Consider the following 24,379-nt stretch of genomic DNA (forward strand, 5'->3'; position numbering starts at 1 on the left):
TTAATTTTATGAGAATTAAATTTAGAATTATCGGAGCTGTATGCGGTGAAAGTCGCACGTACAGTTCTTAATGGGGAAAGCGGCAGCAATGCCGCCGACCTACATAACTATATTTACAGAATATTTCAAACCGGTTATAAGAATTATTTACCTTGAAAAACATTTTATACCCATACACCGATATATCATTTTTGGAGTTTGCAAACTTGAGTAATACATATTTTTTCATTATTTTTGTTCTCATTATGGGACAACAACAAACAAACATAAAGGAAAAAGGACGTGTCAGCCTGAAAGAGCCGAGACGTTATAAAGTCGTTATCTATAACGACGATTTCACCACAATGGATTTCGTGGTAAAAATTCTGACTACAGTATTCTTCAAATCGAAAAATGAAGCTGAGACGCTGATGATGAGTGTTCACAAAAGCGGTTCGGCGGTTGTAGGCATTTACAGTTACGACATTGCTTTGTCGAAAGTGAGAAAAGCTACAGACATGGCACGCCAGGAAGGATTTCCACTTAAACTTACAGTATTGCCTGAGGACAAACAGGCTTAAAAATCACGACAAAATATGGACTTGAAATATACTAAACACGTAAATAAGGCATTGGAAGTAGCCCATACGGAGGCCAAACTCAGGAGACATGAATTTGTTACTCCCGAACATCTGCTGTTCGCGCTTATCCAACAGGATGAATTTATATATGCCCTCGAGGATATGGCCTGCAATATTGGCAAAATGGAGAAGAAAATAAAGGAAGTCCTTGATACAAAATTCGAGGTTCTGCCTGATGACTTACAATACGAGCCCGAAAACTCTACTCAGATGGCAGAGATTTTCATCAAGGCACACATGATTGTCACATTCTCCGGCGCTAACGAGATAGATGTTCCTCATTTAGTTCAAGGTATGTTGGAACTGACTGATTCGTGGGCAGCATATATTCTGAAAAACACCTTGAAAGATGATATTGCAGAATTCACAAGTATGCTGATAGACGAGTACAGCTACGACTATGATGATGTTGAACATGAACACGGTTACGACAAGAACGAGACATGGAAGAGTTTCGTAACCTGTATCAACGATAATCTGGAAAGCCACAATCCGCTTATCGGGAGAGAGGAAGAACTTGAAAAGACAATCAGAGTTCTGTGCCGTAAGGAAAAAAACAATCCTCTGCATATCGGTGAATCCGGCGTAGGCAAGACTTCGCTCATCTATGGCCTTGCAGACAGAATAGAGAAAGGGAACGTACCGGAGAAGCTGAAAGGCTACAAGATATACGAACTTGACCTGGGAGGTATCATAGCCGGCACACAGTACAGAGGTGAGTTCGAAAAAAGATTGAAAGGTATTATGCTTGGTGCAGAAAAAGAGGGAAAGGCTATCATCTATATTGATGAGATCCACAACCTTATAGGTGCCGGAAGAACCAGCGACGGCTCGTTGGACGCATCGAACATGCTTAAACCATACCTTGAAGGAGGAAACATAAAATTCATTGGTTCAACCACTTACGAGGAGTACAACAAATACTTTGCCGGTAGTAAGGGAATGGTAAGACGTTTCCAGCAGATTGACATTCTGGAGCCAAGCACAGACGACACCGTAAAGATTATTAAAGGCCTTATTAAGGGATACGAGACATTCCACAACGTGAAATACAGAAAGGGAGTGATAGAGTATGCCGTAAGCATGAGCGACAAATATATCAAAGACAAGTTCCTGCCCGATAAAGCTATCGACCTGATAGACGAGGCAGGTGCATACAGGGAAATACACAACGACGGGAAAGATAAAAATATCGTTACAAAGGAACTTATTTCGGACATCCTTGCAAGAATGTGCAAGATAGAATCCATCACTGCCAGGGAAGACAATACCGAACTTGAACATCTGCCCGCAAAGATGAAAGCACTTATCTACGGACAGGATCAGGCCATCACTCAAGTGACTGAAGCTGTAATGATGTCGAAAGCCGGACTGAACGACGACAACAAGCCTATAGCGAGCCTTCTGTTTGTGGGTCCTACGGGTGTGGGTAAGACAGAGATTGCGAAAGTTCTTGCTGCCGAACTTGGTATTGGACTGGTACGTTTTGATATGAGCGAGTATTCGGAAAAACATACGGTGGCGAAACTTATCGGCTCGCCTGCCGGATATGTGGGTTATGAGGAAGGAGGACTTCTGACTGACGCCATCCGCAAGACCCCAAACTGCGTTCTGCTGCTTGACGAAATTGAAAAGGCTCATCCTGACATATTCAACATACTGCTACAGGTTATGGACTATGCAGTGCTTACCGACAATAAGGGACGCAAGTCGGACTGCCGTCATCTGATTCTGATTATGACTTCGAACGCCGGAGCTCAGTATGCTCATCAGGCTTCAATAGGATTCAAGGGACAGGCAACTGCCGGCGACTCCATGCTGAAACAGGTAAAGAAAACATTCAAACCGGAATTCCTGAACAGACTGTCCGCAACTGTGGTATTCAACGATATGGACAGCAACATGGCTGAACTTATCATTGAAAAGAAACTGCGTGAGTTCCGCAACAAACTTGAAGCGAACAAAGTAACTATGGAAATTGAGGCCGACGCCAAGAAATGGCTGCTCAAGAAGAGTATAACCAAGGAATACGGTGCCCGCGAGATGGACAGGGTTATAGGTCATTATCTGAAACCGTTGTTCGTAAAAGAAATGCTTTTCGGAAAGCTTAAAAACGGAGGTCATGCCATAGTAGGCATTGAGAATGACGTTCCCGCCATAACACTAAAAAAAGAAATAAAGAATGGTATTTCAGTTAAGTAAAAGATTGGCCTTTCCTGACCCTCACTTGGGTGAACCAGACGGACTGCTTGCCATTGGAGGCGATTTATCCATCGACAGACTGCTATTGGCATACTCATACGGAATATTCCCGTGGTATGCCTTCAAGAGACAAGTCATAGAATGGTGGTGCCCGATGCAAAGGTTCGTCATCTTCCCTTCGGAGATACATATATCGCACTCAATGCGTACACTATTGAACAAGGACAAGTACAGAATAACCATAAACCAGGCTTTCGAAGAAGTTATCCGTCATTGCGGTAAGCTTCGCGAGGACGAGGAAGGGGCATGGCTTGGTCCTGAAATGACTGAAGCATATATCAGACTGCACGAACAGCAGTTTGCGGCAAGTGTTGAAGTATGGGAAGAAGACAAACTTGTAGGTGGATTGTACGGAGTCGCTATAGGACGATGTTTCTTCGGCGAGAGTATGTTTTCGCTTGTCCCGAGTGCTTCCAAACTTGCGCTTATACATCTTGCCTGGTTCCTTGAAGAGAGAGGCGGCCTGCTGATAGACTGCCAATTCGAGACTCCGCACCTGAAGTCAATGGGCGGAAGATATATATCATACGAGGAGTATATGGATATTATATCGCGCGAATAAAGCAATAAAAAAGAAAATCCGTCAGCATTTTCACAAACACTGACGGACTTTTAATTAATGAGGAATTAAAAACATAACTCCAACATAAAACCAAACAAGAATATTAAGCTTTTGTATAACTTTCAAAATATATAACAGAGGAACCATATCTTTTGTTCGACCATAAAAGAAAAAAAATTATGAAAACAGGAAAAAAAATTCTCTTTGTGTTACCAGTTGCCATAATTATCGTATATCTATGCCTGCCTTTCTATGCCAAAAAGGCACTTATCTACTGGTTTCCTGTGATAGATGATCTGGAGATTTTCGAGCATGCCACTGTTCATGCACCGGACTCTTGCTGGGAATGGACTGTTTCGGACAAATACAATTCTTTCCAACTTTCAAAGGAGGATTCGGCATACATAGACGATATGAAAACGGTGTCTTTCTTAGTGATAAAAAATGACAGCATACTGTATGAGACCTATCGTGGAGGATGGAATGACACTCTTACCTCAAATCTGTTTTCAGCCACTAAAAGTATAGTGGGACTGCTGGTGGGAATAGCCATAGACGAAGGAAAGATAGGAAGTGTTGACGATAAGGTGGTAAAGTATATTCCTGAATATAACCGCGGAAGACAGAAAGACATCACTATCAGGAACCTGCTTACCATGAGTGCCGGAATGGACTGGGACGAAGCCTACGCTTCTCTTTTCTCTGTAACCACGCACGGATATTACGGCAATGACCTCTACGAACTAATCATGAGCCTTGATATAGTAGATACTCCGGGAGTGCAGTATTCCTACAGAAGTGGCGAGACACAGCTGCTGTCATTTGTACTTGAAGCGGCAACAGGCGAAACCATCAGCCGCTATGCAGAGAAGAGACTTTGGCAACCGATGATGGCGGGACAGGATGCTTTCTGGCTTCTCGACAAGAAGAATGGCGACGAGAAATCGTTTTGCTGCTTCCACACCACGGCAAGGGATGCCGCAAGATTCGGACGTCTGATGCTGAACAAAGGCAACTGGAACGGAAGGCAATTAGTCAGCAAGGAATACATTGAAGAGGCCATGACACCGGCATCATATCTGAAAGACCAGTGGGGCAAAGACCCGCTCTCATATTATGGCTACCAGACATGGATTATGGACTATAAAGGAGAGAAATGTCCGTACTTCAGAGGTATGCTGGGACAATATATCATAGCTATACCTTCGAAGAATGCCATAGTGGTGCGCCTTGGGCATAAACGCTCGAAGGAGTATGTCAGGGAACTCACTACGGACATAATAAGATATATGGAAATAGCTGAAAAAATTTTACAATAATAACCACTCTATATGGAACAGGACCCAAGATTATTAGTATATAAGGCTTCGGCAGGCTCGGGAAAGACTTTTACCCTGGCAGTGCAATATATCAGACAACTGATAGAAGACCCTTACTCGTACAGACGTATTCTGGCAGTTACCTTCACCAACAAGGCTACTACGGAAATGAAAGAAAGAATCCTGAGTCAGCTGTACGGTATCGCCACTTCGCTGAAATCGTCGGACGGTTATCTGAAAGAGATAATGAAGACTTCCGATAAAAGTGTTGACGAAATAAGAAAAGCAGCTGACACTGCACTAAAGAATATAATCCACGACTACAGCCGTTTCAGAATAGAGACTATTGACTCGTTCTTCCAGTCGGTGATGAGGAATCTTGCCCGAGAGCTTGAACTTGGCGCAAATATGACAATCGAGCTGAACAATACCGATGTATTAAGTGATGCAGTGGACAGTATGATTGAGAAACTGGACCGCATGTCTCCCACACTCTATTGGCTGCTTGAATATATAGAAGAAAGAATAGCAGACGACAAAAGATGGAATGTATCTTCCGAAATTAAAAGTTTCGGACGCAATATTTTCGACGAGGCTTACATAGAAAAAGGCGTAGCTTTACGCGAAAAACTTAAGGACTCCAAGTTTATCCCGCAATACAGAAAAAAACTCCAGGAGAAACGTGAATCCATACTTGACACTATGAAAGGATTCAACGAACATTTCCAGGAGATTCTGAAAGCAAACGGACTAAACCCTACTGATTTAAAGAACGGTGCCAGAGGCATAGCAAGCTATTTCAATAAAATTGCTTCGGGAAAACTGAGCGATGACGTAAGAAATACCACTGTTGAGAAATGCCTGGAAGGTGCGGAAAACTGGACAACAAAGACCTCTCCATATAAAAGTACTATTATATCACTTGCAGACCAGGTACTGATACAAGTGCTTAATGATACGGAGAGCACGAGAATGGCAAGCAACAAGGTTCTGAACTCGTGCGACATGTCACTCCGATATCTCAACAATCTGCAATTACTTATGCGCATAGACAGCGAGGTAAGGGAACAGAACCTTAATCATAACCGTTTCCTGCTTTCGGATACCAACGCTCTGTTGCACAGCATCATCAGGGAGGGCGACGCATCCTTCGTATATGAGAAGATTGGTACTACCATCGACACAGTGATGATAGACGAGTTTCAGGACACATCGCGTATGCAATGGGAGAACTTTCACCTACTGCTTGAGGAAAGCCTTGCGCAGAAGGAAGGCAGCATGATAGTGGGCGACATCAAACAGAGTATCTACAGATGGAGGAACGGCGACTGGAAGATTCTTGCCGAACTGGACAAGGACAGGAGTTTCCGCCTGAACTCCAAGACTCTTGATACAAACTGGCGAAGCGAGGCTAATATCATAGCCTTCAACAATGATATATTTACATCGGCATGCAGGGTTCTGAACGAAAGATACAAGGCTGATGAGGGAGAAGACTGCACGCAGTTGCTCGACGCATACAGCGATGTTTGTCAGAAAACATCCAAGAATACCAAGGAAGGATACATCAAGCTCTCTTTCCTGAAAAACAGCGATGAACATCCTTACGCTGACACTACTATGGAGTTTCTTGCACGGGAAGTGGATTCACTGGTAAAGAATGGGATTAAGGTGAACGATATAGCCATACTTGTGAGAAAGAATAAAAATATTCCTGCCATAGCGGATTTCTTCGACAAGAATACTCCTTACAGGGTTGTTTCGGACGAAGCTTTCCGCCTTGACGCGTCTTTGGCAGTATGTATGCTCATAGACGGATTAAAATACATCTCCGAGCCTACAGACAAAATAGCTTGCGCAAGACTGGCAGTGGCCTACCAGAAGGAAATCCTCAAAAAGGACGTGGATTATAACACCGTTCTGCTGAACAGCGTTGAGGATTATCTTCCTGCCGAGTTCCGGCTAATGCTGCCGGAAATGAGTCTTATGCCACTATACGAGCTGCTTGAGAAACTTTTCGTGATTTTCCGCATGGATATGATTGAAGAGCAGGATGCTTATCTCTGTGCATTCTATGATGCGGTGACTGAATATATGCAGAACAACTCTTCGGAACTGACTTCATTCCTGACATACTGGAACGAGACTCTTTATGCCAAGACTATCCCGTCGGGCGAAATATCCGGTATCAGAATCCTCTCAATACACAAATCGAAAGGTCTGGAGTATCACACCGTGCTGTTGCCGTTCTGCGACTGGAAGATGGAGAATGAAACTTTCAACCATACGATATGGTGCAAGATAAACGAAGCGGATGCCGACAAGGAACCGTTCTGCGAACTTGACCTAACTCCTGTGAACTACTCATCAGCCATGGCAGAATCTTATTTCAGCGATAGCTATAGGGAAGAACGCCTGCAGCTTTGGGTGGACAATCTGAATCTACTATATGTGGCATTCACCAGAGCATGCAGAAACCTGATAGTATGGTGCAAGGACGAGCAGAAGGACACCGTATCACGACTGCTGAGAGAATCGATAGACTGCATGAAAGAAATAAAAATGACATGCAACATGCCTGAACCTGACGAGAAGGATGAAGAGGCGAATACAGAAGAAAACGACGAACCTATTGTATATGAATACGGAGAAATCTGCATAAGCAGTGAAAAGAAGAAATCTGATTCAACTAACAGACTTGTAGCCATACCTGAAGCCGTAAACGTAAAGATTGAATCACTCGAAACGGAGATTGACTTCAAACAGTCCAACCGTTCTGCCGACTTCATAAGAGGAGACGAGGATGAGGAAGAAAATCTTCGCTCGCAATATATCCGGCAAGGTCAGCTGCTCCATACACTCTTTGCATCAATCGACACAAAAGAGGATTTACCGTCAGCTATTGAAAGACTATTGTTCGAAGGTGTGATAGAATCTGCAGAAAAAGCAGAAGAAATAAGGAAAGTTGCAGAAAGAGCCTTGAACCTTGATGAAGTAAAGGACTGGTATAGTGGAGAATGGACACTGTATAACGAATGCTCAATAATCTATAACGACGAACAGGGAAAGATGCAGACCAGACGTCCGGACCGAGTGATGATGAAGGGAAACGAAGTTGTTGTGGTTGATTTCAAGTTCGGGAAAAAGAAACCGGAATACTCCACTCAGGTCAGGGAGTATATGTCCCTGCTATCGGAAATGGGATATACCGACATTAAAGGCTATATATGGTATGTTTACTCCGGCGAACTGGAGAATGTGTAACGATTTATTAAAAAAGAAATGGAAACTTTTCTAAAGCTTGTAGCTCACGATTTATATACGAAGACAAACGGTGACTTTGCCCGTACGGCGATTGTCTTCCCAAACAAGAGAGCAGGACTGTTCTTTAATGAATATCTGGCATCGGAAACGGACAGACCGATATGGTCGCCCGCATACATAAGTATAGGCGAACTGTTCCGCAAGGTTTCAAACTTACAGATTGGTGACCCTGTGAAACTGGTTTGCGAACTCTATAAGGTATTTGTAAACATAACCGGCAGCAAGGAATCGCTCGACGACTTCTACTTCTGGGGTGAACTTCTTATAAGCGACTTTGACGATGCGGACAAGAATATGGTGGACACAGAAGCCATGTTCCGCAATATCAAGGACCTGAACGAACTTAACGACAACGGATACGAATTTCTGGAAGAAGGACAGAAAGAAGCATTAAGCCAGTTCTTCAAGAATTTCTCCATCGACAAGGTTACCGAACTGAAACAACGATTCATTAATATCTGGGACGTACTGGGAGAAATATATACTGAATTCAGAGCCGTATTACGCGAACAGGGTATAGCTTACGAAGGTATGATGTACAGGGAAGTTACGGAGTCTATGGATATTGACAAACTTCCTTACGATAGATATGTCTTCGTTGGATTCAATGTGCTTAATAAGGTGGAACATACTCTGTTCAAGAAACTGGATAAGGCCGGAAAGGCTATGTTCTATTGGGACTACGACAATTTCTATCTCAACAAGCATCCTCACGAGGCAGGCGAATTCATAAAGCGCAACCTAAGGGATTTCCCATCGGAACTTCCACCATCTGTATTCAACAATCTGAACTCCCCGAAAGATATTACATATATTGAATCGCCTACAGAAAACGGTCAGGCAAGGTATCTTCCGCAATGGATAAGAACAAACCTGACAGAGGAAGAAAAGGAAACAGCCGTAGTATTATGTAACGAATCTTTACTACAACCTGTACTGCATTCTCTGCCCGAGAATATACATCATATCAATATAACGATGGGATTTCCATTGTCGCAGACTCCTGCGTGCAGCTTTATCAACTCGCTTATAGAACTTCACACTTCAGGCTACAATCCATCAAACGGCAGATTCCTGTTTGCGGAGGTTTTGAGTGTGCTTAAACATCCATACACGCAACTTCTGAGCGAGGAGGCTGAGAAACTGGAGAAATCTCTTATCCACGACAACCGCTTCTACCCTCTCCCTTCGGAACTGAAAAAGGACGAAACTACGGAAACCATATTCACGCCTTGCAACAGCAACCATGCTATCTGTCAGATGATTTCTACAGTACTGAAACAGGTAGCAGCCGTATATCAGAAGAAATCAGCTACTATGGATACAGCTCTTGACCAACTGTATCGTGAAGCGTTGTTCAAAGCATATACCATGGTAAACCGTTTTAACTCTCTTATAGAAGAAGGCGACCTTGATGTGAACCAAAGTACATTTAAGCGACTGCTCTCACGCGTCATACAGTCAGCCAACATTCCGTTCCACGGCGAGCCGGCAATCGGTATGCAGGTTATGGGAGTACTTGAAACACGAAATCTTGACTTCAAAAACGTAGTAATGCTTTCGGTGAACGAAGGACAACTGCCTAAAAGCGGAAGCGATGCCTCGTTCATCCCATACAATATCAGAAAGGCTTTCGGTATGACTACTATAGACCATAAGATAGCCGTTTTTGCATATTACTTCTACAGACTGCTGCAAAGAGCTGAAAAAGTGACTCTTCTTTTCAACACTTCAAGCGACGGAATAAACCGAGGAGAGATGTCACGCTTCATGCTTCAGTTCCTAATTGAATGGGGATTCGACATCAAACGTGAAAGACTGGAAGCCGCACAATCGCCACAGGGTACTGAGAAAATTGAGATAAAGAAGACTCCGGAAATAATGAAACGCATGCAGAGCAATTTTGATATCAGAGCAAATAAAAAGGCTCTTCTGTCACCTTCTGCACTCAACACATATATAGACTGTAATCTGAAATTTTATTACAAATATGTAGCCTTGCTGACAGCACCTGATGAGGTTAGCGCGGAGATAGACTCAGCGAAGTTCGGAAGTATATTCCACTACGCAGCCGAACACATCTACAAAGGCCTCACAGCACACGGAAAAACGATAGATTGCAACTCTCTTGAAAAGCTTTTGCAAAATGATGTAAGACTACAGGAATATGTTGACAACGGTTTCAAGGAACTGTTCTTCAATATACCCCTGACCGAACGTCCGGAATACAACGGATTGCAGCTCATAAACTCTGCAGTCATTCTGAGATACATAAAACAGCTGTTAAAAAATGACCTGAGATATGCTCCGTTCATATTCACTGCTTCAGAACAGTTTGTGGAAGAAGATATTGATATAAATACTCCGAAAGGTGTAATCAAATCAAGAATTGGCGGTATAATAGACCGAATGGACACGAAAGACAACACACTGCGTATAGTGGATTATAAGACAGGCGGTGATGCACAGTGTCCGCCAGACGTAAAGTCACTGTTCGTACAGGACAAGAAAAGGTCTAACTATATCTTCCAGACTTTCATGTACGCATCAATTGTATGCAAAAAATTAAGAGAGAAGAACAGCCTTCTTAAGGTGGCTCCATCCTTGCTTTATATCCACAAGGCGGCATCCGAAAATTACTCGCCTGTAATACAGATGGGCGAAGCGAGAAAGAAGGAAGACATAAATGATTTTAGCATCCATGAAGAAGAATTCCGCGAAAATCTAAACACACTTCTTGAAGAAATTTTTAATCCAGACATCATTTTCTCTCAAACCGTGATAGAGGACAAATGTCAATACTGTGATTATAAAGATTTGTGTAAAAAGTAGCATTTTGATATAAATACTGTTAATCAAAGGCTTTTTTCATGCATATTATATTGCATATATCACGAAAAATGGTTACATTCGCATGTTTTTCATAGTAATAGATTTATATATCCTGACTTCAAGCTTGTGAAAGCGAGTAAGTCAGAGAGACAAAAGAGTTTGTCCCTAAAGAACAAGAGACTGCACTTCCCCGGCAGTCTCTTTTTTTGTTAATATAACTTTTTCCTATATTTGTAATATTCATACGGCGGACAAACCACCGTTTCTTATTTTATCACTCTATAATAATCTATCTTACGCGGTTTCGGAGCATCAGATGCCTTTGCGGGATATCCCAAGGATATAGCGCCAATACCAACAAGTCCTTCAGGCAATCCGAAACTTTCCATCAGTTTCTTTCCTTCATCAGTAGAGAACATTTCTCTTTCCCTGTGAATCCAACAACTTGCAAGTCCTATTGCATGAGCGGCAAGCATCATGTTTTCCAATACGCAGCTTCCGTCCTGTATAGGGTTATTGGCATCAGCCGGAGTAAATACCAGGACGTATGTTGGCGCGTCATAATACGGATTGGAAGTAACTCCCATTACACGTGCATTCATTTCTGCCAGTTTCTTGCGTACTTCTTCATTCTGCACTGCAACGATATATGGCGACTGCATGCCTCTTGATGTAGGCGCGTATGTACCGGCTTCCAACACTGCTTTCAATTCTTCGTCAGTAATCTGCTCTGCCTTATACTGACGGCAACTGCGACGAGTCTTTATAATCTCCAAAAATTCGTTATTCATATCTGTATATTTTTTTATGTTATATCATCGTCAACAAAATTAGTCAAAAGCACGACATATTATACCTTTCAAAGAAAATTTTCTGAAGCTACATACAAAAAAATCCCTCTCTTCGACAATATGAAATCGCCAAAAAGAGGGAAGAAAAATTCTCTTAATTATTTATTAGTTGTTTTCAGGACGAAGTTTACGTACTGTAACAGCTGTCTGCCACATTTCGCTTTCACGCAAAGCCTTCAATTCAGCTTCCAGTTTTTCGCGATAATCTGGCTTAGAGTTAGAGTCGATAGAAATCTGAGCTTCGTTACCGCTCTTAACACTCTGATACAATTTCTGAACTACAGGTTTGATAGCATCATGGAATGGGCCCATCCAGTCAAGAGCACCACGCTGAGCTGTTGTAGAACAGTTAGCGTACATCCAGTCCATACCGTTCTTAGCGAAAAGAGGCATCAATGACTGAGTAAGCTCTTCTACAGTTTCGTTGAATGCTTCAGAAGGAGTATGTCCGTTTTCACGCAATACTTCGTACTGTGCAAGAAGCAATCCCTGGATAGCACCCATCAATGAACCACGTTCACCTGTAAGGTCAGAAGTAGCTTCACGCTGGAATGTAGTTTCGAACAAATATCCTGAACCGATACCGATACCAAGAGCGATAGTTCTGTCGAATGCCTTACCTGTTACATCCTGATAAATAGCGTATGATGAGTTCAAGCCGCGGCCTTCGAGGAACATTGTACGCAATGAAGTACCTGATCCTTTAGGAGCAACCATGATAACGTCGATATCAGCTGGAGGAACTACGCCTGTACGGTCGTTCCAAGTGATAGCGAAACCGTGTGAGAAATACAATGCCTTGCCAGGAGTAAGATATTGTTTGATTTTAGGCCATACAGACATTACAGCCGCATCAGACAAAAGACACATTACGATAGTAGCCTTCTGACAAGCTTCCTCGATACCGAACAATGTTTCTCCTGGTACCCAGCCGTCAGAGATAGCTTTTTCGAAAGTCTTTCCAGGACGCTGACCAACGATAACATTGAATCCGTTATCGCGAAGGTTCAAAGACTGACCAGGTCCCTGTACGCCATATCCTATAACTGCAATTGTTTCATCTTTCAAGATCTCACGTGCTTTTTCCAATGGAAATTCATCGCGGGTGATTACATTTTCCATCACACCGCCAAAATTTAATTGTGCCATGTTTTTTATAAGTTTTTAAGTTTATAAGTTTATAAGTTCTTAAGTTTGTAAGTTTATAGGTTAGTTACGAGTTGACAAGTTGACCAGGTTTCCATCCGGTCAGTTTCCAATAACTAACAACCATCAACTCATTCTTAATTATTAATTTTTAATTCTTAATTCTTAAATATCACTTTGCTTCTTACTACGACCTCACTATCGTTCTTCTTGACTTCAACATCGAATTCATTTTCCGAAATCTGTTCGCGGTAGAAAGTCAGCTTGTCGCCATAATAGCTTTCCGCCACATACGCCATTTCAAAACGATGTATCATCTTTTCACGGAATGTATCAATATCAAACAAGTCAAGTATATGTTCAATATATTTTATACTGTTCACATGTCCGTTACAGTCAATGTCGCTGTATTTTGCCACATACTCTCCTGCCGGCTCAACCGTTCCTACTTTAATTCTTCCCGGTTTTGCGATAGGGCAATCTTTTTGGCAAATATAATCTACAATACTTCCGCCATGCAGAGTCAGCAAATCGGCAGGTTTACGTGAGCTCATGTCTATCATAGCCCATATCGAACGTGCATAGCCTATCGGATTGCCATCTTTATCAAGGATAGAGAAATTACGGTCGGTAAACAGGCGGTAAACATTCTCCACCCATGTCTGTACGCTGAATTTCTCATACTGCATAGGAAATTCTTCCATCTCGATAGCTAAGCGCGACAAGACCCATGTGTAATGACTCTCGTTAAGCTCGGCTATACCAAATCCTCTTTCTGTGGCATGAAAACCAGCACAATTCAGCAAATGGTTTCCCAATACCCCCATCGTGAGTTTTCCTGTAAAGTCAACATGGAAAGGTTCTGCTACAAAATTATATGTACCGACTTTGTTATTTCCCATATCAAAATAAGTTTACAATCCGTTTTTATATCTCTCCTCACGATGCGCCAAATACTCGTTCACACGTTCAAAACAGCTTGTAGATACAGCTATTCTTCCCGAACGTACGAACTGGAGCACGCATTTAAGTCTTTTCAAATCCTCGTAAAGGAAAGTTATCTCATCGCTCATACCAACCATCTCTATAATAGAGAACACAGGATTTACCTCTACGATATGCGCATTAGAGCGTCTGACCACCTTCGATGCTTCAGGATTATTCTGAAATTCCGGTGTAGAGACTTTATACATTGCCACCTCGCGCTGGAATATCTCCTTGTCTGTAAAATAATGAGCCTGGATGACATCCATTTTCTTTTCTATCTGACGAACCACCTTATCCACTATATCAGCAGTTGTCCAGCACGTAATGGTATATTTGTGTACTCCGGCTATTGAAGATGCCGACACGTTAAGGCTTTCTATATTAATCTGGCGACGTGTAAAAACGGCTGTCACCTGATTAAGCAAACCGGCTATGTTTTCCGAATGAACTATGATAGTATATAATGTCTTATTTTCCATGTTTAACCCTCCTACTCGTTAGCAATCCAAATCCATCATCATATAGTTGACCGAGCTTCCCGGAGGAGTCATCGGCAATACATTACCTTCTTCCACCACACATACTTCAAGAAGGAATGGACCGTCTGTAGCGAGCATTTCCTTTATTCCGTCTTTAAGTTCCTCGCGTTCGATTACCCTACGCGAAGGAATGCCATACGCCGATGCTATCTGCATATAGTCAGGATTCATCATCGGAGTGAACGAATATCTTCTGTTGAAGAACATCGCCTGCCACTGACGTACATTTCCAAGATAGTTATTGTTCATCAGAATCATCTTTACCGGAGCTTTCTGTTCCATGATAGTACCAAGTTCCTGCATTGTCATCTGAAGACCACCATCACCCATTATAGCACATACCGTACGTTCCGGACTACCGAATGTGGCTCCTATTGCAGCCGGGATACAGAATCCCATAGTTCCCATACCGCCTGATGTTACTACACTTCTGTTCTTCGTAAACTTGAAGTATCGGCATGACATCATCTGATTCTGACCTACGTCTGTTACCAGTACCGCCTCATGGTTGGTAGCCTCGCTCACTGCATTTACCACTTCACCCATATTTATCGGGCCATTTTCCGGATATACTTCGCGTTTGATAACCTTTTCGAATTCCTGCTGTTCATACTGGCTGAAACTGTCTATCCAAGCAGTGTGCTTGTTAGGCTGGATAAGTTCGGTAAGCAGACCTAAAGTACGTTTACAGTTACCAAGCACCGGAACATGTACAGGTACGTTCTTGCCAATCTCCGATGGATCAACGTCAAGATGTATTACCTTTGCCTGCTTGGCGTATGTTTCAAGTTTACCTGTCACACGGTCATCGAAGCGCATACCTACTGCGATAAGCACATCACATTCGTTAGTCTTGACGTTAGGTCCGAGGTTACCGTGCATTCCCAACATACCTTTGTTCAGCGGATGTTCGGTAGGCATAGCCGAGAGTCCCAACAATGTGCATCCGCAAGGTATATCAGCTTTCTCGACAAACTTGAGCAACTCTTCCTGAGCATTTCCAAGCTCAACCCCCTGACCGACCAGCACCAACGGCTTTTCAGACTCATTTATAAGTCTTACAGCCTCAGCCAAGGCCTTAGGGTCTGTTTCAGGATCAGGATCATAGCTGCGGATGAAATCCAAATCAACCGGTTCGTAATCCGTCATATCTATCTGAGCATTCTTGGCAAAGTCAAGTACCACAGGACCGGGACGTCCCGAACGAGCTATATAAAATGCTCTTGCGACAGCCCAAGCAACATCCTCGGCACGTCTTATCTGGTAGCTCCATTTCGAGATAGGCTGGGTAATACCGACAAGGTCAACTTCCTGAAATGCGTCAGTACCTAAAAGACCGGCTCCCACCTGTCCAGCGATAACCACAATCGGCGTACTGTCAATCATCGCATCCGCAATACCGGTAATAGTATTTGTAGCCCCCGGACCGCTTGTCACAAGACAGACTCCCACCTCGCCCGATACTCTCGCAAAGCCTTGAGCGGCATGTGCCGCCCCCTGTTCGTGACGTACCAATATATGGTTAAGTTTATCTCTATGATCATATAAAGCATCGAACACAGGCATTATCGCACCTCCCGGATAACCGAAGATAGTCTTTACTCCCTGATGCTCAAGCGAGCGCATCAATGCTTCACCACCTGTTATTTTCTCTTTCATACGTATGTATTTTTTAGTCAACAATTCTTACTCCACCCTTATCAGCCGAACTTACCATGCTTGCGTAAGCCTTGAGTGCCTTAGACACCTTGCGGTCGCGAGTGACAGGAGTCATCGGACGTGCGGCAAGCTCTTCATCTGAAAGTTTCACGTTTATACTACGATTAGGAATATCTATCTCTATAATATCACCATCCACAATCTTACCGATATTTCCACCTGCGGCAGCCTCTGGAGATATATGTCCTATACTAAGTCCAGATGTACCGCCACTGAAACGTCCGTCAGTAATCAGCGCACATTCCTTACCGAGATGTTTTGATTTGATATACGATGTAGGATAAAGCATCTCCTGCATACCCGGACCACCCTTAGGGCCTTCGTGAGTGATGACCACAACATCGCCGCTTACAACCTTTCCGCCGAGGATACCTTCGCAAGCCGCTTCCTGAGAATCGAACACCTTTGCAGGTCCTGAGAACTTCCAGATACTTTCGTCCACTCCGGCTGTCTTTACCACACATCCGTCCTGCGCGATGTTACCTTTCAGTACTGCCAGTCCGCCGTCCTTGCTGTAGGCATGTTCCAAATCGCGGATACATCCTGTAGCGCGGTCTGTATCGAGTTCCTTATAATAATTGCCCTGCGAGCCAAGTTTGATAGAGAACTTTCCGCCCGGAGCACTTGTATAAATTCTTTTTGCCTCAGCATCAACACTTTCAGCCGAAATATCATATTTTGCAATAGCCTCAGCCAGTGTCATACCGTCCACACGCGAAACCGATGTATCGAGCAGACCTCCCTTGTTCAGCTGTGCGAGGATATTCATGATACCTCCCGCTCTGTTCACATCCTGAATGTGGTATTTCTGAGTGTTAGGAGCCACCTTGCAAAGACAAGGCACACGGCGTGACAACATGTCGATATCGTCCATAGTGAAATCCACTTCTGCCTCATGTGCTATTGCGAGCAGGTGAAGAACAGTGTTTGTAGAACCACCCATAGCGATATCAAGTGTCATTGCGTTAAGGAAAGCCTGACGTGTAGCGATGCTTCTCGGCAATACGCTATCGTCACCGTCCTGATAATATTTATAAGCATTTTTTACGATGAGAGCCGCAGCATCCTTGAACAACTGCTTACGGTTTTCGTGAGTCGCGACTATTGTTCCATTGCCAGGAAGAGCAAGTCCGATAGCCTCATTCAAACAGTTCATTGAGTTTGCTGTAAACATACCTGAGCAACATCCGCATCCCGGACACGCATGTCTTTCTATCTGATCTACATCCTCGTCGCTCACTGTCGGGTCGGCCGACTTAATCATCGCATCTATCAAGTCAAGATGCTGTCCGCCCCACTCTCCTGCTTCCATCGGACCACCTGATACGAACACCGTAGGAATATTCAGTCGCATGGAAGCCATAAGCATACCCGGAGTGATCTTGTCGCAGTTTGAAATGCAGACCATAGCATCAGCCTTATGAGCGTTCACCATATATTCCACACTGTCGGCAATAATATCTCTCGAAGGCAATGAATACAACATTCCGTCGTGTCCCATTGCTATACCGTCATCAATAGCTATAGTATTGAACTCGGCAGCGAAACAACCGAGTTTTTCAATTTCCTGTTTTACTTGCTGACCAATCTCGTGTAAATGTGTATGTCCCGGAACAAATTGTGTAAATGAATTCACGATAGCTATAATAGGCTTGCCCATCATTTCCTTTTTCATTCCATTTGCCACCCATAATGCTCTTGCACCGGCCATACGTCGGCCTTGTGTACTCATCGAACTGCGTAACTCATTTTTCATTTTTATCTCTCCTTATTTAATCAAAAAGCCTTTCTCATACACATGTGAGAAAGGCTTTCATCAATATCATATATATGCAACTACATACATGAACCTTCCTCACCTCTTGGTTCCAGGACCACGACGCGAATAATATGCAGGACTGCCAGGTTAATGATAATGTTAGTTGCTTTCATACTTTTTCTGTTATTTTTGTTATTACGATTGCAAAGGTAAAGGGATTTTCGGAACAAACAAATAAAATGATAGTTTTTTTTGAAGAAAAATATCATTTATCAGAGAAAACGGTAAATTTGCTACATATTATTACATAAAGAGCGCAAGTCACAATCTAAATTCCCTCTCATAAAAATGATGAGATTAAAATATCGCCGTCCTGACATAGATAGCGTAACACGTTCGTGCAACGCATGTAACACAGTCGTGCGACGAGAGTAACACGAACGTGCGACGAGCGTGACACGAACGTGTTACGGTAATTATATCAAAACATTATATTTCTGATATATTATCACAAAAACATTATGATTTATTATTAACTTTGTTCCTTACTAAAAAATATAAATATAAGCATGAAATTCATTTCAAGAATACATCAGCGTTGGCATGACTTCCTTCATAACGATGAACTGAAAGAAAAGATATATTCTATTGTGTTTGAATCGGATACGAAAAAAGGAAAGCTGTTCGACATAATCCTCAATAGCAGTGCCTACAGGTATAGTTTCAGCCACAATGGTGAGCGAACATAAAAAACTGGAAAAGCGGAAATGCCCACGCTGCAACCGCGACGGGCACGATTTCGAGGCCTTATACTGCAAATACTGTGGCGCGAAACTGAAAACGGAGAAGCCCCGGGAGTTTGTGAACGAGAGGCCGAATGATGAGAGATTCTAAAAGACAACAATTCAAACATAATATAATAATGAAAGGAAAAACAATCTTAATCACCGGTGCCACAAGCGGCATAGGTGAAGGCTGCGCAAGAAAATTCGCGGCAATGGGAAGCAAGCTTATACTGAACGGACGAAATACTGAAAAGCTTGAAAATCTCAAACAGGAACTTGAAAAGACAGGAACAGAAGTCGTAACACTTCCATTCGATGTTAGAAACCGTGAAGAAATGCGTAATGCCATATACTCTCTGCAAGGAGAATGGAAGAATATAGATGTTCTGATAAACAATGCCGGTCTGGTTTTGGGCATTGATAAAGAACACGAAGGTTCATTGGACGAATGGGACGTAGTGATAGACACCAACATCAAAGGACTACTGGCAATGACACGCATGATTGTTCCGGGAATGGTGGAACGCGGATGCGGACACATTATTAATATAGGGTCCATAGCAGGCGATGCAGCATACGCGGGCGGCAGTGTTTACTGCGCAACCAAAGCCGCAGTAAAAGCCCTGTCGGACGGACTACGCATAGACCTTGTTGACACTCCGCTAAGAGTAACCAACATCAAGCCGGGAATGGTTGAGACCAACTTCTCCGTTATCCGTTTCCGTGGAGACAAAAACAAGGCAGATGCCGTTTACGATGGGCTGAAACCACTTACAGGCGACGACATAGCCGATGTGGTTTATTACGCAGCATCAGCCCCTGCTCATGTACAGATAGCAGAAGTTCTGGTTATGCCTACTTATCAGGCTACAGGAACTGTATGCCACAGACAAAAATAAATTGCATACACTTACCATAAAAGCTAAGAAGTATAATCCAAAACAGCGTTTAAACAACGTTTAACTCCTGTTTAAACAGCACTCAAATTAAGTATAGAAACATGGCAGAACAATTCGGAAAAACATGGTGGGGCAGCGAATGGCTCCGCTCGCTTACTCATATAGACTATGATAACCGTATTCCTCGCGGAGCTACATACGCACGCAAAGGAAACGTTATAGACATAAAACTGAAGGACAATATCATCACTGCAAAAGTGTCAGGAAGCAGGATAACACCATATAAGGTCAATATCATCATTCCTCCTTTCTTCCCGGAACAGATTGACGCGCTGATGAATGAACTAATCAAGTATCCGGGCATTATATCACGGTTGATGAACAGGGAGATGGCCCCGGAAATCATGTCAATAGCCAGAAGCTGCGGACTCAAGATTTTCCCTGAAAAATGGACCGACCTGAAAATGCAATGCAACTGTCCGGACTGGGCCGTGCCATGCAAACACCTTGCTGCCGTAATCTACATGTTCAGCCGCGAGATTGACAATAATCCATTCATTGTGTTCAGTATGCACAATGTAGATATTATGGAAGAGCTTAAGAAACGCGGAATATTTATCGAAGAGACCAGCAATGATATATCAGTACAGAACATAAAGGAGGTGGTAAGAACAAAAGGCTCTAGGGAAGTGAGCCATGGGGAACCTGTGTTCAAAAGAATAGACTTCTCAAAACTGACAGACAAGTCGGAAGCCTTGCTCATGCTCCTGGCAGAAAACCCTCCTTTCTCCACTACAGGGGATTTCAAAGAAAAATACTCTACTGAAATAATGCGAGCAAAGAAGAATGTACAACGATTCTTCTCAAGGAGGCTTGACGCTTCGGGACTTTTCCCTCAAACGGACATCATCTCAGGCAAGGAGATTAAAGCCGATAGAGAATTTTCATTACAGTTTGACAGCAATCTGAAATGGAAAGTAATGAACATCAGCTATGAGGGACAGAAACCGCTAACGGACTTTTTTGACGACGGTTCATTGCCTCTGGCACTGCTAAATATAAGCCCTGACTTTCTGCCCGACTATCATCCTTCGGTCATAGCTCTGAACCAGGCTCTGATATGTTCACTGCATCTGCTGTCGAAAGGAGCTGTAGCACCACAGATACTTCAGCTTTCAAGTAAAGAGTACGCCATCAGGTGGATTCCGGCTTATATCGACAGCCAGGTAAGACAACTAATGGATATGCTTGAAGATATTATTCCCGACAAACTGCTGGAATTCAGACCGGTGGAACGTAAAACAGGAAAATTTATTTACAACAAGGGAGAGTGGATTGTGTCGTTCTTCCTAGGAAAACTCATAAACAGACTTACGGCCGATAGCCTGAAATTGCCTGTAGAGGAATTATTCTTCAAGGAGAGACACCTTCCCTTCAGCGGTGTGGGAGAAAAAGAAACGCCGGGCGGAATAAAATCATGGATAGCATCATACTCGCTCACCGAATCAGACTACCGACCTGTTCTCTATGTAGAAGAAAGTACCGATGGCGGTTTCGACATTACCGTTGGCGTGGAAAACACACGCAAACCGGAAAAGGAAGTCACTGCACTGTCCGATGTACTCTCACAACCCGAATATGAGCACGAACGCTTCACCATTCTGAGAAGCTTCACCCTGCTGGCAGGAATGATGAAAGACCTCAACGGATATATTGCTAATGGAGCAAAACAAGCTTTACACTACACCGAAAAGACATTCCTGCCCGTAATACTCGAAATAATACCTGCTGTAAAGATTCTTGATTTCAAGGTTTTCATGCCTAAATCGCTTCAGCAACTCATACGTCCGAAAGCATCATTGTTGCTGAAAAAGAAATCCGGAAGTGAGAAAGGCTTCCTGAGCCTTGCCGATTTGTTCACCTTCGACTGGGAAGTGGCACTTGGCAATGAGATAGTGTCGATGGAAGAGTTCATGAAACTGCAGAAGAATGCCGGAGGACTGATAAAATTCAAGCAGAAATATATCTATACCGATGCAGAAACTCTGGAAAAGCTTCATGACGCTTTCCACAAGATGGATAAACTCACTCCGGCACAGTTGCTGCAGGCCGCCCTTACAGAGGAATACAACTCTGCACCTATACGCCTTACAGACGATGTGCGACAACTTATCAAGGAATTGACCGAACAGGAGAACATTGCCCTTCCACGGGAACTTAACGCACAACTGCGTCCATACCAGGAACGCGGATTCTCGTGGATGTACCGAAATATGCGCATAGGATTCGGTTCGGTTCTTGCCGACGACATGGGATTGGGCAAGACTCTGCAGGCTATAACTCTTATTCTGAAACTGAAAGAAGAGGGAGCATTGAAGGAAGGCAAAGTCATCATAGTTGTACCTACGGGTCTGCTCACGAACTGGCAAATGGAGATAAGCCGATTCGCTCCGTCGTTGTCAACATTCGTCTATCACGGTACTGGCAGAGATTTGAAGAGCTTTAAATCAGATATTCTGTTAACTACATATGGAGTTCTGCGCTCTGACAATGCCAAACTTAAAAAAAGACAATGGACTATAATGCTAATTGACGAAGCACAAAACATAAAGAACAACGATACGGCACAGAGTAAGGCTGTGAAGTCAATTCCTGCCACAACTCACATAGCTCTGAGTGGTACTCCGGTAGAAAACAGGCTTACAGAATTCTGGAGCATAATGGATTATGCCAACAAAGGCTATCTGGATACGCTTAAAGCCTTCAAGGAAAACTATGCGAACCCTATCCAGCTTTGGAATGACGGCGATTGTGCCGAGCGCTTCAGAAAAGTGACAGCCCCGTTCATGATGCGAAGAATGAAGACAGACAAGAATATCATTTCCGACCTGCCTGACAAGATAGAACTTGATGTATATGCTTCGCTCAAACCGGAACAGGCTGCTCTGTATGAAAAGACTCTGGAAGCTGCCATGAACGAAATAGAGGGAATACCTACAACAGACAACGAATCTTTGTTCAAACGACAAGGACTCATCCTCCAGATGATTATGGCGCTTAAACAAATATGCAATCATCCGGCACAATTCCTTAAAAACGGTGACCGGAGGTCTGAATTGTCAGGCAAGACAGAAATGCTGCTCGACAGAATAGAAGGGATTGTCGATGGCGGCGAAAAGGTGCTTGTCTTTACGCAATATCGAGAGATGGGTGATATGTTAGTGGAATTCATAACTGCAAGGACAGGTGAAAAACCACTGTTCTATCATGGTGGATGCAGTATTAAAGAACGTCAGGCAATGATTGACCGCTTCCAGAACAACCGTACAGACAAGATTTTCATACTTTCGCTAAAAGCCGCAGGTACAGGACTAAACCTGACAGCCGCAACCCATGTAATCCATTACGACCTTTGGTGGAATCCGGCAGTTGAAGCACAGGCTACCGACCGTGCCTACCGTATAGGCCAAAAGAGCAATGTCATGGTTCACCGCTTTATCACCAAAGACACATTCGAGGAACGTATCAACGACATGATACAACAGAAAAAGCATCTGGCTGACATGACAGTTTCGAGCGGCGAAAGCTGGATAGGCAAACTAAGCAATAAAGAATTACGCGAGATATTCGGCTGATAAACAACAATAAAGTATAACAACCAGAAAAACATTTAGCATGATTTAGAGCCAATATGTCGCATAAGAGCAAAAAATATATGAAATATCTCAAGTCCTTCTTGGTATGGTTATGTTTCATACCGGCAGCAATACTTAATGGTGGCTTCAGAGAGTATGTTTTAATCAAATATTTGGATACCGCACTAGCTACAGCCATAAGCGGTATCCTGCTCTGTATCTTAATATTGCTTATCACATGGCTGCTCCTACCCCGGTTAGTCACTCTCAATAATAAAGAGAGTTATATAACCGGCATAATATGGATGATACTCACTATCCTTTTTGAGTTTACATCAGGCATTGGAACAGGTGTACCTATGAAAGAACTCATAGCAGCGTATAATCCGTTATCCGGAAATTTATGGATATTGGTAGTCCTAACAACAATGCTTGCACCGACAATAATATCAAGAATAAACAAACGATATGAATGAGAACAACTTCGACATAACATCCTGGTTGAAAGTTTTTCAAGAGAGACTTATCTCACTATTCGGCAACAGAATTAAGTTTTTCGGACTGCAAGGCAGTTACGGACGAGGCGAACAGACAGCCGACAGCGACATAGATGTGGTAATAATTCTTGACGAAGTAAATTTTAAGGACTTACAGAATTATCAGTCAATGCTTGACTCTTCCGAGGAGCATGACATGATATGCGGATTCGTATCTGGAGAAAGAGAACTGATTAACTGGGAAAAATCAGATCTCCTTCAACTGGTTCTTGATACGAAGCCTATAATCGGTTCACTGGAACATCTACAAAATCTGTTTAGTGATGACGACATACGCCGCTCTGTTTTGACCGGAGCCTGTAACCTGTATCATGCCTGTTCCCATAATTTTCTTCATGCAAAAGATATAAACACCTTAGTCGGACTCTATAAAGCTGCACGTTTCACCGTACGCATGAAACATTTTCTTGATACAGGCTCTTACATCAGTTCAATGAAACTCCTGTCAGAACATGTCACAGATAAAGACCGTACTATACTGAATATAGCATCTGCAGATTTTCAAGAAAACGACTTTACCAAACGAAGCCACATATTGATTGAATGGGCTAGTGAAATAATAACCGAATATCACGGATAAATT

The 24,379-nt window shown here is 43.1% G+C and carries 16 protein-coding genes and 2 pseudogenes; 12 read left to right on the plus strand and 6 right to left on the minus strand.

Annotated elements, in window-relative coordinates; translation table 11 throughout:
• The first annotated feature begins 245 nt into the window (after positions 1–245).
• The 6 genes from H6A27_RS04240 (at position 246) to H6A27_RS04265 (ending at position 10,919) form a co-directional block, all read left to right on the plus strand.
• On the plus strand, positions 246–560 hold the full coding sequence (locus tag H6A27_RS04240) for an ATP-dependent Clp protease adaptor ClpS (protein ID WP_204507807.1): 315 nt from the start codon (positions 246–248) through the stop codon (positions 558–560).
• Positions 561–575: 15 nt separating this feature from the next.
• On the plus strand, positions 576–2,822 hold the full coding sequence (locus H6A27_RS04245; protein ID WP_204507808.1) for an AAA family ATPase: 2,247 nt from the start codon (positions 576–578) through the stop codon (positions 2,820–2,822).
• On the plus strand, positions 2,803–3,444 hold the full coding sequence (aat, locus tag H6A27_RS04250; protein ID WP_204404942.1) for a leucyl/phenylalanyl-tRNA--protein transferase: 642 nt from the start codon (positions 2,803–2,805) through the stop codon (positions 3,442–3,444). The genes H6A27_RS04245 and aat overlap by 20 nt, the downstream gene beginning before the upstream one ends.
• Before the next feature lie 179 nt (positions 3,445–3,623).
• Positions 3,624–4,763, plus strand: a complete 1,140-nt coding sequence (locus H6A27_RS04255; protein WP_204507809.1) for a serine hydrolase domain-containing protein — start codon at positions 3,624–3,626, stop codon at positions 4,761–4,763.
• Between the two features lie 12 nt (positions 4,764–4,775).
• Positions 4,776–8,027, plus strand: a complete 3,252-nt coding sequence (locus H6A27_RS04260) for a UvrD-helicase domain-containing protein (protein ID WP_204507810.1) — start codon at positions 4,776–4,778, stop codon at positions 8,025–8,027.
• A gap of 18 nt (positions 8,028–8,045) precedes the next feature.
• A complete protein-coding gene (locus tag H6A27_RS04265; RefSeq protein WP_204507811.1) occupies positions 8,046–10,919 on the plus strand; it encodes a PD-(D/E)XK nuclease family protein in 2,874 nt (957 codons plus the stop codon).
• Between the two features lie 266 nt (positions 10,920–11,185).
• Here the strand turns inward: H6A27_RS04265 and H6A27_RS04270 are convergent, their stop codons facing one another.
• The 6 genes from H6A27_RS04270 to ilvD all read right to left on the minus strand — a co-directional run bounded on the left by H6A27_RS04270 (position 11,186) and on the right by ilvD (position 17,917).
• Complete coding sequence (locus H6A27_RS04270) at positions 11,186–11,710, minus strand: nitroreductase family protein (RefSeq protein WP_204507812.1); 525 nt, start codon at positions 11,708–11,710, stop codon at positions 11,186–11,188.
• Positions 11,711–11,875: 165 nt separating this feature from the next.
• Positions 11,876–12,919 carry a ketol-acid reductoisomerase gene (ilvC, locus tag H6A27_RS04275; RefSeq protein ID WP_204405005.1) on the minus strand — a complete coding sequence of 348 codons (1,044 nt, stop codon included), beginning with the start codon at positions 12,917–12,919 and terminating at the stop codon, positions 11,876–11,878.
• 155 nt (positions 12,920–13,074) lie between these two features.
• A complete protein-coding gene (locus H6A27_RS04280; RefSeq protein ID WP_204507813.1) occupies positions 13,075–13,818 on the minus strand; it encodes an acyl-[acyl-carrier-protein] thioesterase in 744 nt (247 codons plus the stop codon).
• Between the two features lie 12 nt (positions 13,819–13,830).
• Positions 13,831–14,382 carry an acetolactate synthase small subunit gene (gene ilvN, locus H6A27_RS04285; protein ID WP_204507814.1) on the minus strand — a complete coding sequence of 184 codons (552 nt, stop codon included), beginning with the start codon at positions 14,380–14,382 and terminating at the stop codon, positions 13,831–13,833.
• Between the two features lie 18 nt (positions 14,383–14,400).
• Positions 14,401–16,101 carry a biosynthetic-type acetolactate synthase large subunit gene (ilvB, locus tag H6A27_RS04290; protein ID WP_204507815.1) on the minus strand — a complete coding sequence of 567 codons (1,701 nt, stop codon included), beginning with the start codon at positions 16,099–16,101 and terminating at the stop codon, positions 14,401–14,403.
• A 13-nt stretch (positions 16,102–16,114) separates the two neighbouring features.
• The gene (gene ilvD / locus H6A27_RS04295) at positions 16,115–17,917 is read right to left on the minus strand and encodes a dihydroxy-acid dehydratase (protein WP_204507816.1); all 1,803 of its coding nucleotides are present in this window, start codon (positions 17,915–17,917) and stop codon (positions 16,115–16,117) included.
• 572 nt (positions 17,918–18,489) lie between these two features.
• Between ilvD and H6A27_RS04300 the strand changes: the two are divergent.
• From H6A27_RS04300 to H6A27_RS04320, 6 genes and pseudogenes are all read left to right on the plus strand, one after another.
• A pseudogene (locus H6A27_RS04300) lies at positions 18,490–18,618 on the plus strand (ion transporter); the annotation flags it as partial.
• 1 nt (position 18,619) lies between these two features.
• Positions 18,620–18,814: pseudogene (locus H6A27_RS15565) on the plus strand (ion transporter); the annotation flags it as partial.
• Positions 18,815–18,842: 28 nt separating this feature from the next.
• Positions 18,843–19,604 carry an SDR family NAD(P)-dependent oxidoreductase gene (locus H6A27_RS04305; protein WP_204507817.1) on the plus strand — a complete coding sequence of 254 codons (762 nt, stop codon included), beginning with the start codon at positions 18,843–18,845 and terminating at the stop codon, positions 19,602–19,604.
• 101 nt (positions 19,605–19,705) lie between these two features.
• Positions 19,706–23,239, plus strand: coding sequence for a DEAD/DEAH box helicase (locus H6A27_RS04310; RefSeq protein ID WP_204507818.1), 3,534 nt, complete (start codon positions 19,706–19,708; stop codon positions 23,237–23,239).
• An 80-nt stretch (positions 23,240–23,319) separates the two neighbouring features.
• Positions 23,320–23,715: a hypothetical protein gene (locus H6A27_RS04315; protein WP_204404997.1), complete on the plus strand. Its 396-nt coding sequence runs from the start codon at positions 23,320–23,322 to the stop codon at positions 23,713–23,715.
• Positions 23,708–24,376 (plus strand): nucleotidyltransferase domain-containing protein, encoded by a 669-nt coding sequence (locus H6A27_RS04320; protein ID WP_204507819.1) that lies wholly within the window; start codon positions 23,708–23,710, stop codon positions 24,374–24,376. The genes H6A27_RS04315 and H6A27_RS04320 overlap by 8 nt, the downstream gene beginning before the upstream one ends.
• Positions 24,377–24,379: the final 3 nt, after the last annotated feature.

Source organism: Bacteroides caecigallinarum (assembly GCF_016902295.1).
GTDB lineage: Bacteria > Bacteroidota > Bacteroidia > Bacteroidales > Bacteroidaceae > Phocaeicola > Phocaeicola caecigallinarum_A.

Coding starts and splice junctions, on each gene's coding strand:
- H6A27_RS04305 (WP_204507817.1), top strand. CDS start 18,843: ATGAAAGGAAAAACAATCTTAATCACCGGTGCCACAAGCGGCATAGGT.
- H6A27_RS04260 (WP_204507810.1), top strand. CDS start 4,776: ATGGAACAGGACCCAAGATTATTAGTATATAAGGCTTCGGCAGGCTCG.
- H6A27_RS04255 (WP_204507809.1), top strand. CDS start 3,624: ATGAAAACAGGAAAAAAAATTCTCTTTGTGTTACCAGTTGCCATAATT.
- ilvN (WP_204507814.1), bottom strand. CDS start 14,382: ATGGAAAATAAGACATTATATACTATCATAGTTCATTCGGAAAACATA.
- ilvB (WP_204507815.1), bottom strand. CDS start 16,101: ATGAAAGAGAAAATAACAGGTGGTGAAGCATTGATGCGCTCGCTTGAG.
- H6A27_RS04240 (WP_204507807.1), top strand. CDS start 246: ATGGGACAACAACAAACAAACATAAAGGAAAAAGGACGTGTCAGCCTG.
- H6A27_RS04270 (WP_204507812.1), bottom strand. CDS start 11,710: ATGAATAACGAATTTTTGGAGATTATAAAGACTCGTCGCAGTTGCCGT.
- H6A27_RS04280 (WP_204507813.1), bottom strand. CDS start 13,818: ATGGGAAATAACAAAGTCGGTACATATAATTTTGTAGCAGAACCTTTC.
- H6A27_RS04265 (WP_204507811.1), top strand. CDS start 8,046: ATGGAAACTTTTCTAAAGCTTGTAGCTCACGATTTATATACGAAGACA.
- H6A27_RS04320 (WP_204507819.1), top strand. CDS start 23,708: ATGAATGAGAACAACTTCGACATAACATCCTGGTTGAAAGTTTTTCAA.
- aat (WP_204404942.1), top strand. CDS start 2,803: ATGGTATTTCAGTTAAGTAAAAGATTGGCCTTTCCTGACCCTCACTTG.
- H6A27_RS04245 (WP_204507808.1), top strand. CDS start 576: ATGGACTTGAAATATACTAAACACGTAAATAAGGCATTGGAAGTAGCC.
- ilvC (WP_204405005.1), bottom strand. CDS start 12,919: ATGGCACAATTAAATTTTGGCGGTGTGATGGAAAATGTAATCACCCGC.
- ilvD (WP_204507816.1), bottom strand. CDS start 17,917: ATGAAAAATGAGTTACGCAGTTCGATGAGTACACAAGGCCGACGTATG.
- H6A27_RS04310 (WP_204507818.1), top strand. CDS start 19,706: ATGGCAGAACAATTCGGAAAAACATGGTGGGGCAGCGAATGGCTCCGC.
- H6A27_RS04315 (WP_204404997.1), top strand. CDS start 23,320: ATGAAATATCTCAAGTCCTTCTTGGTATGGTTATGTTTCATACCGGCA.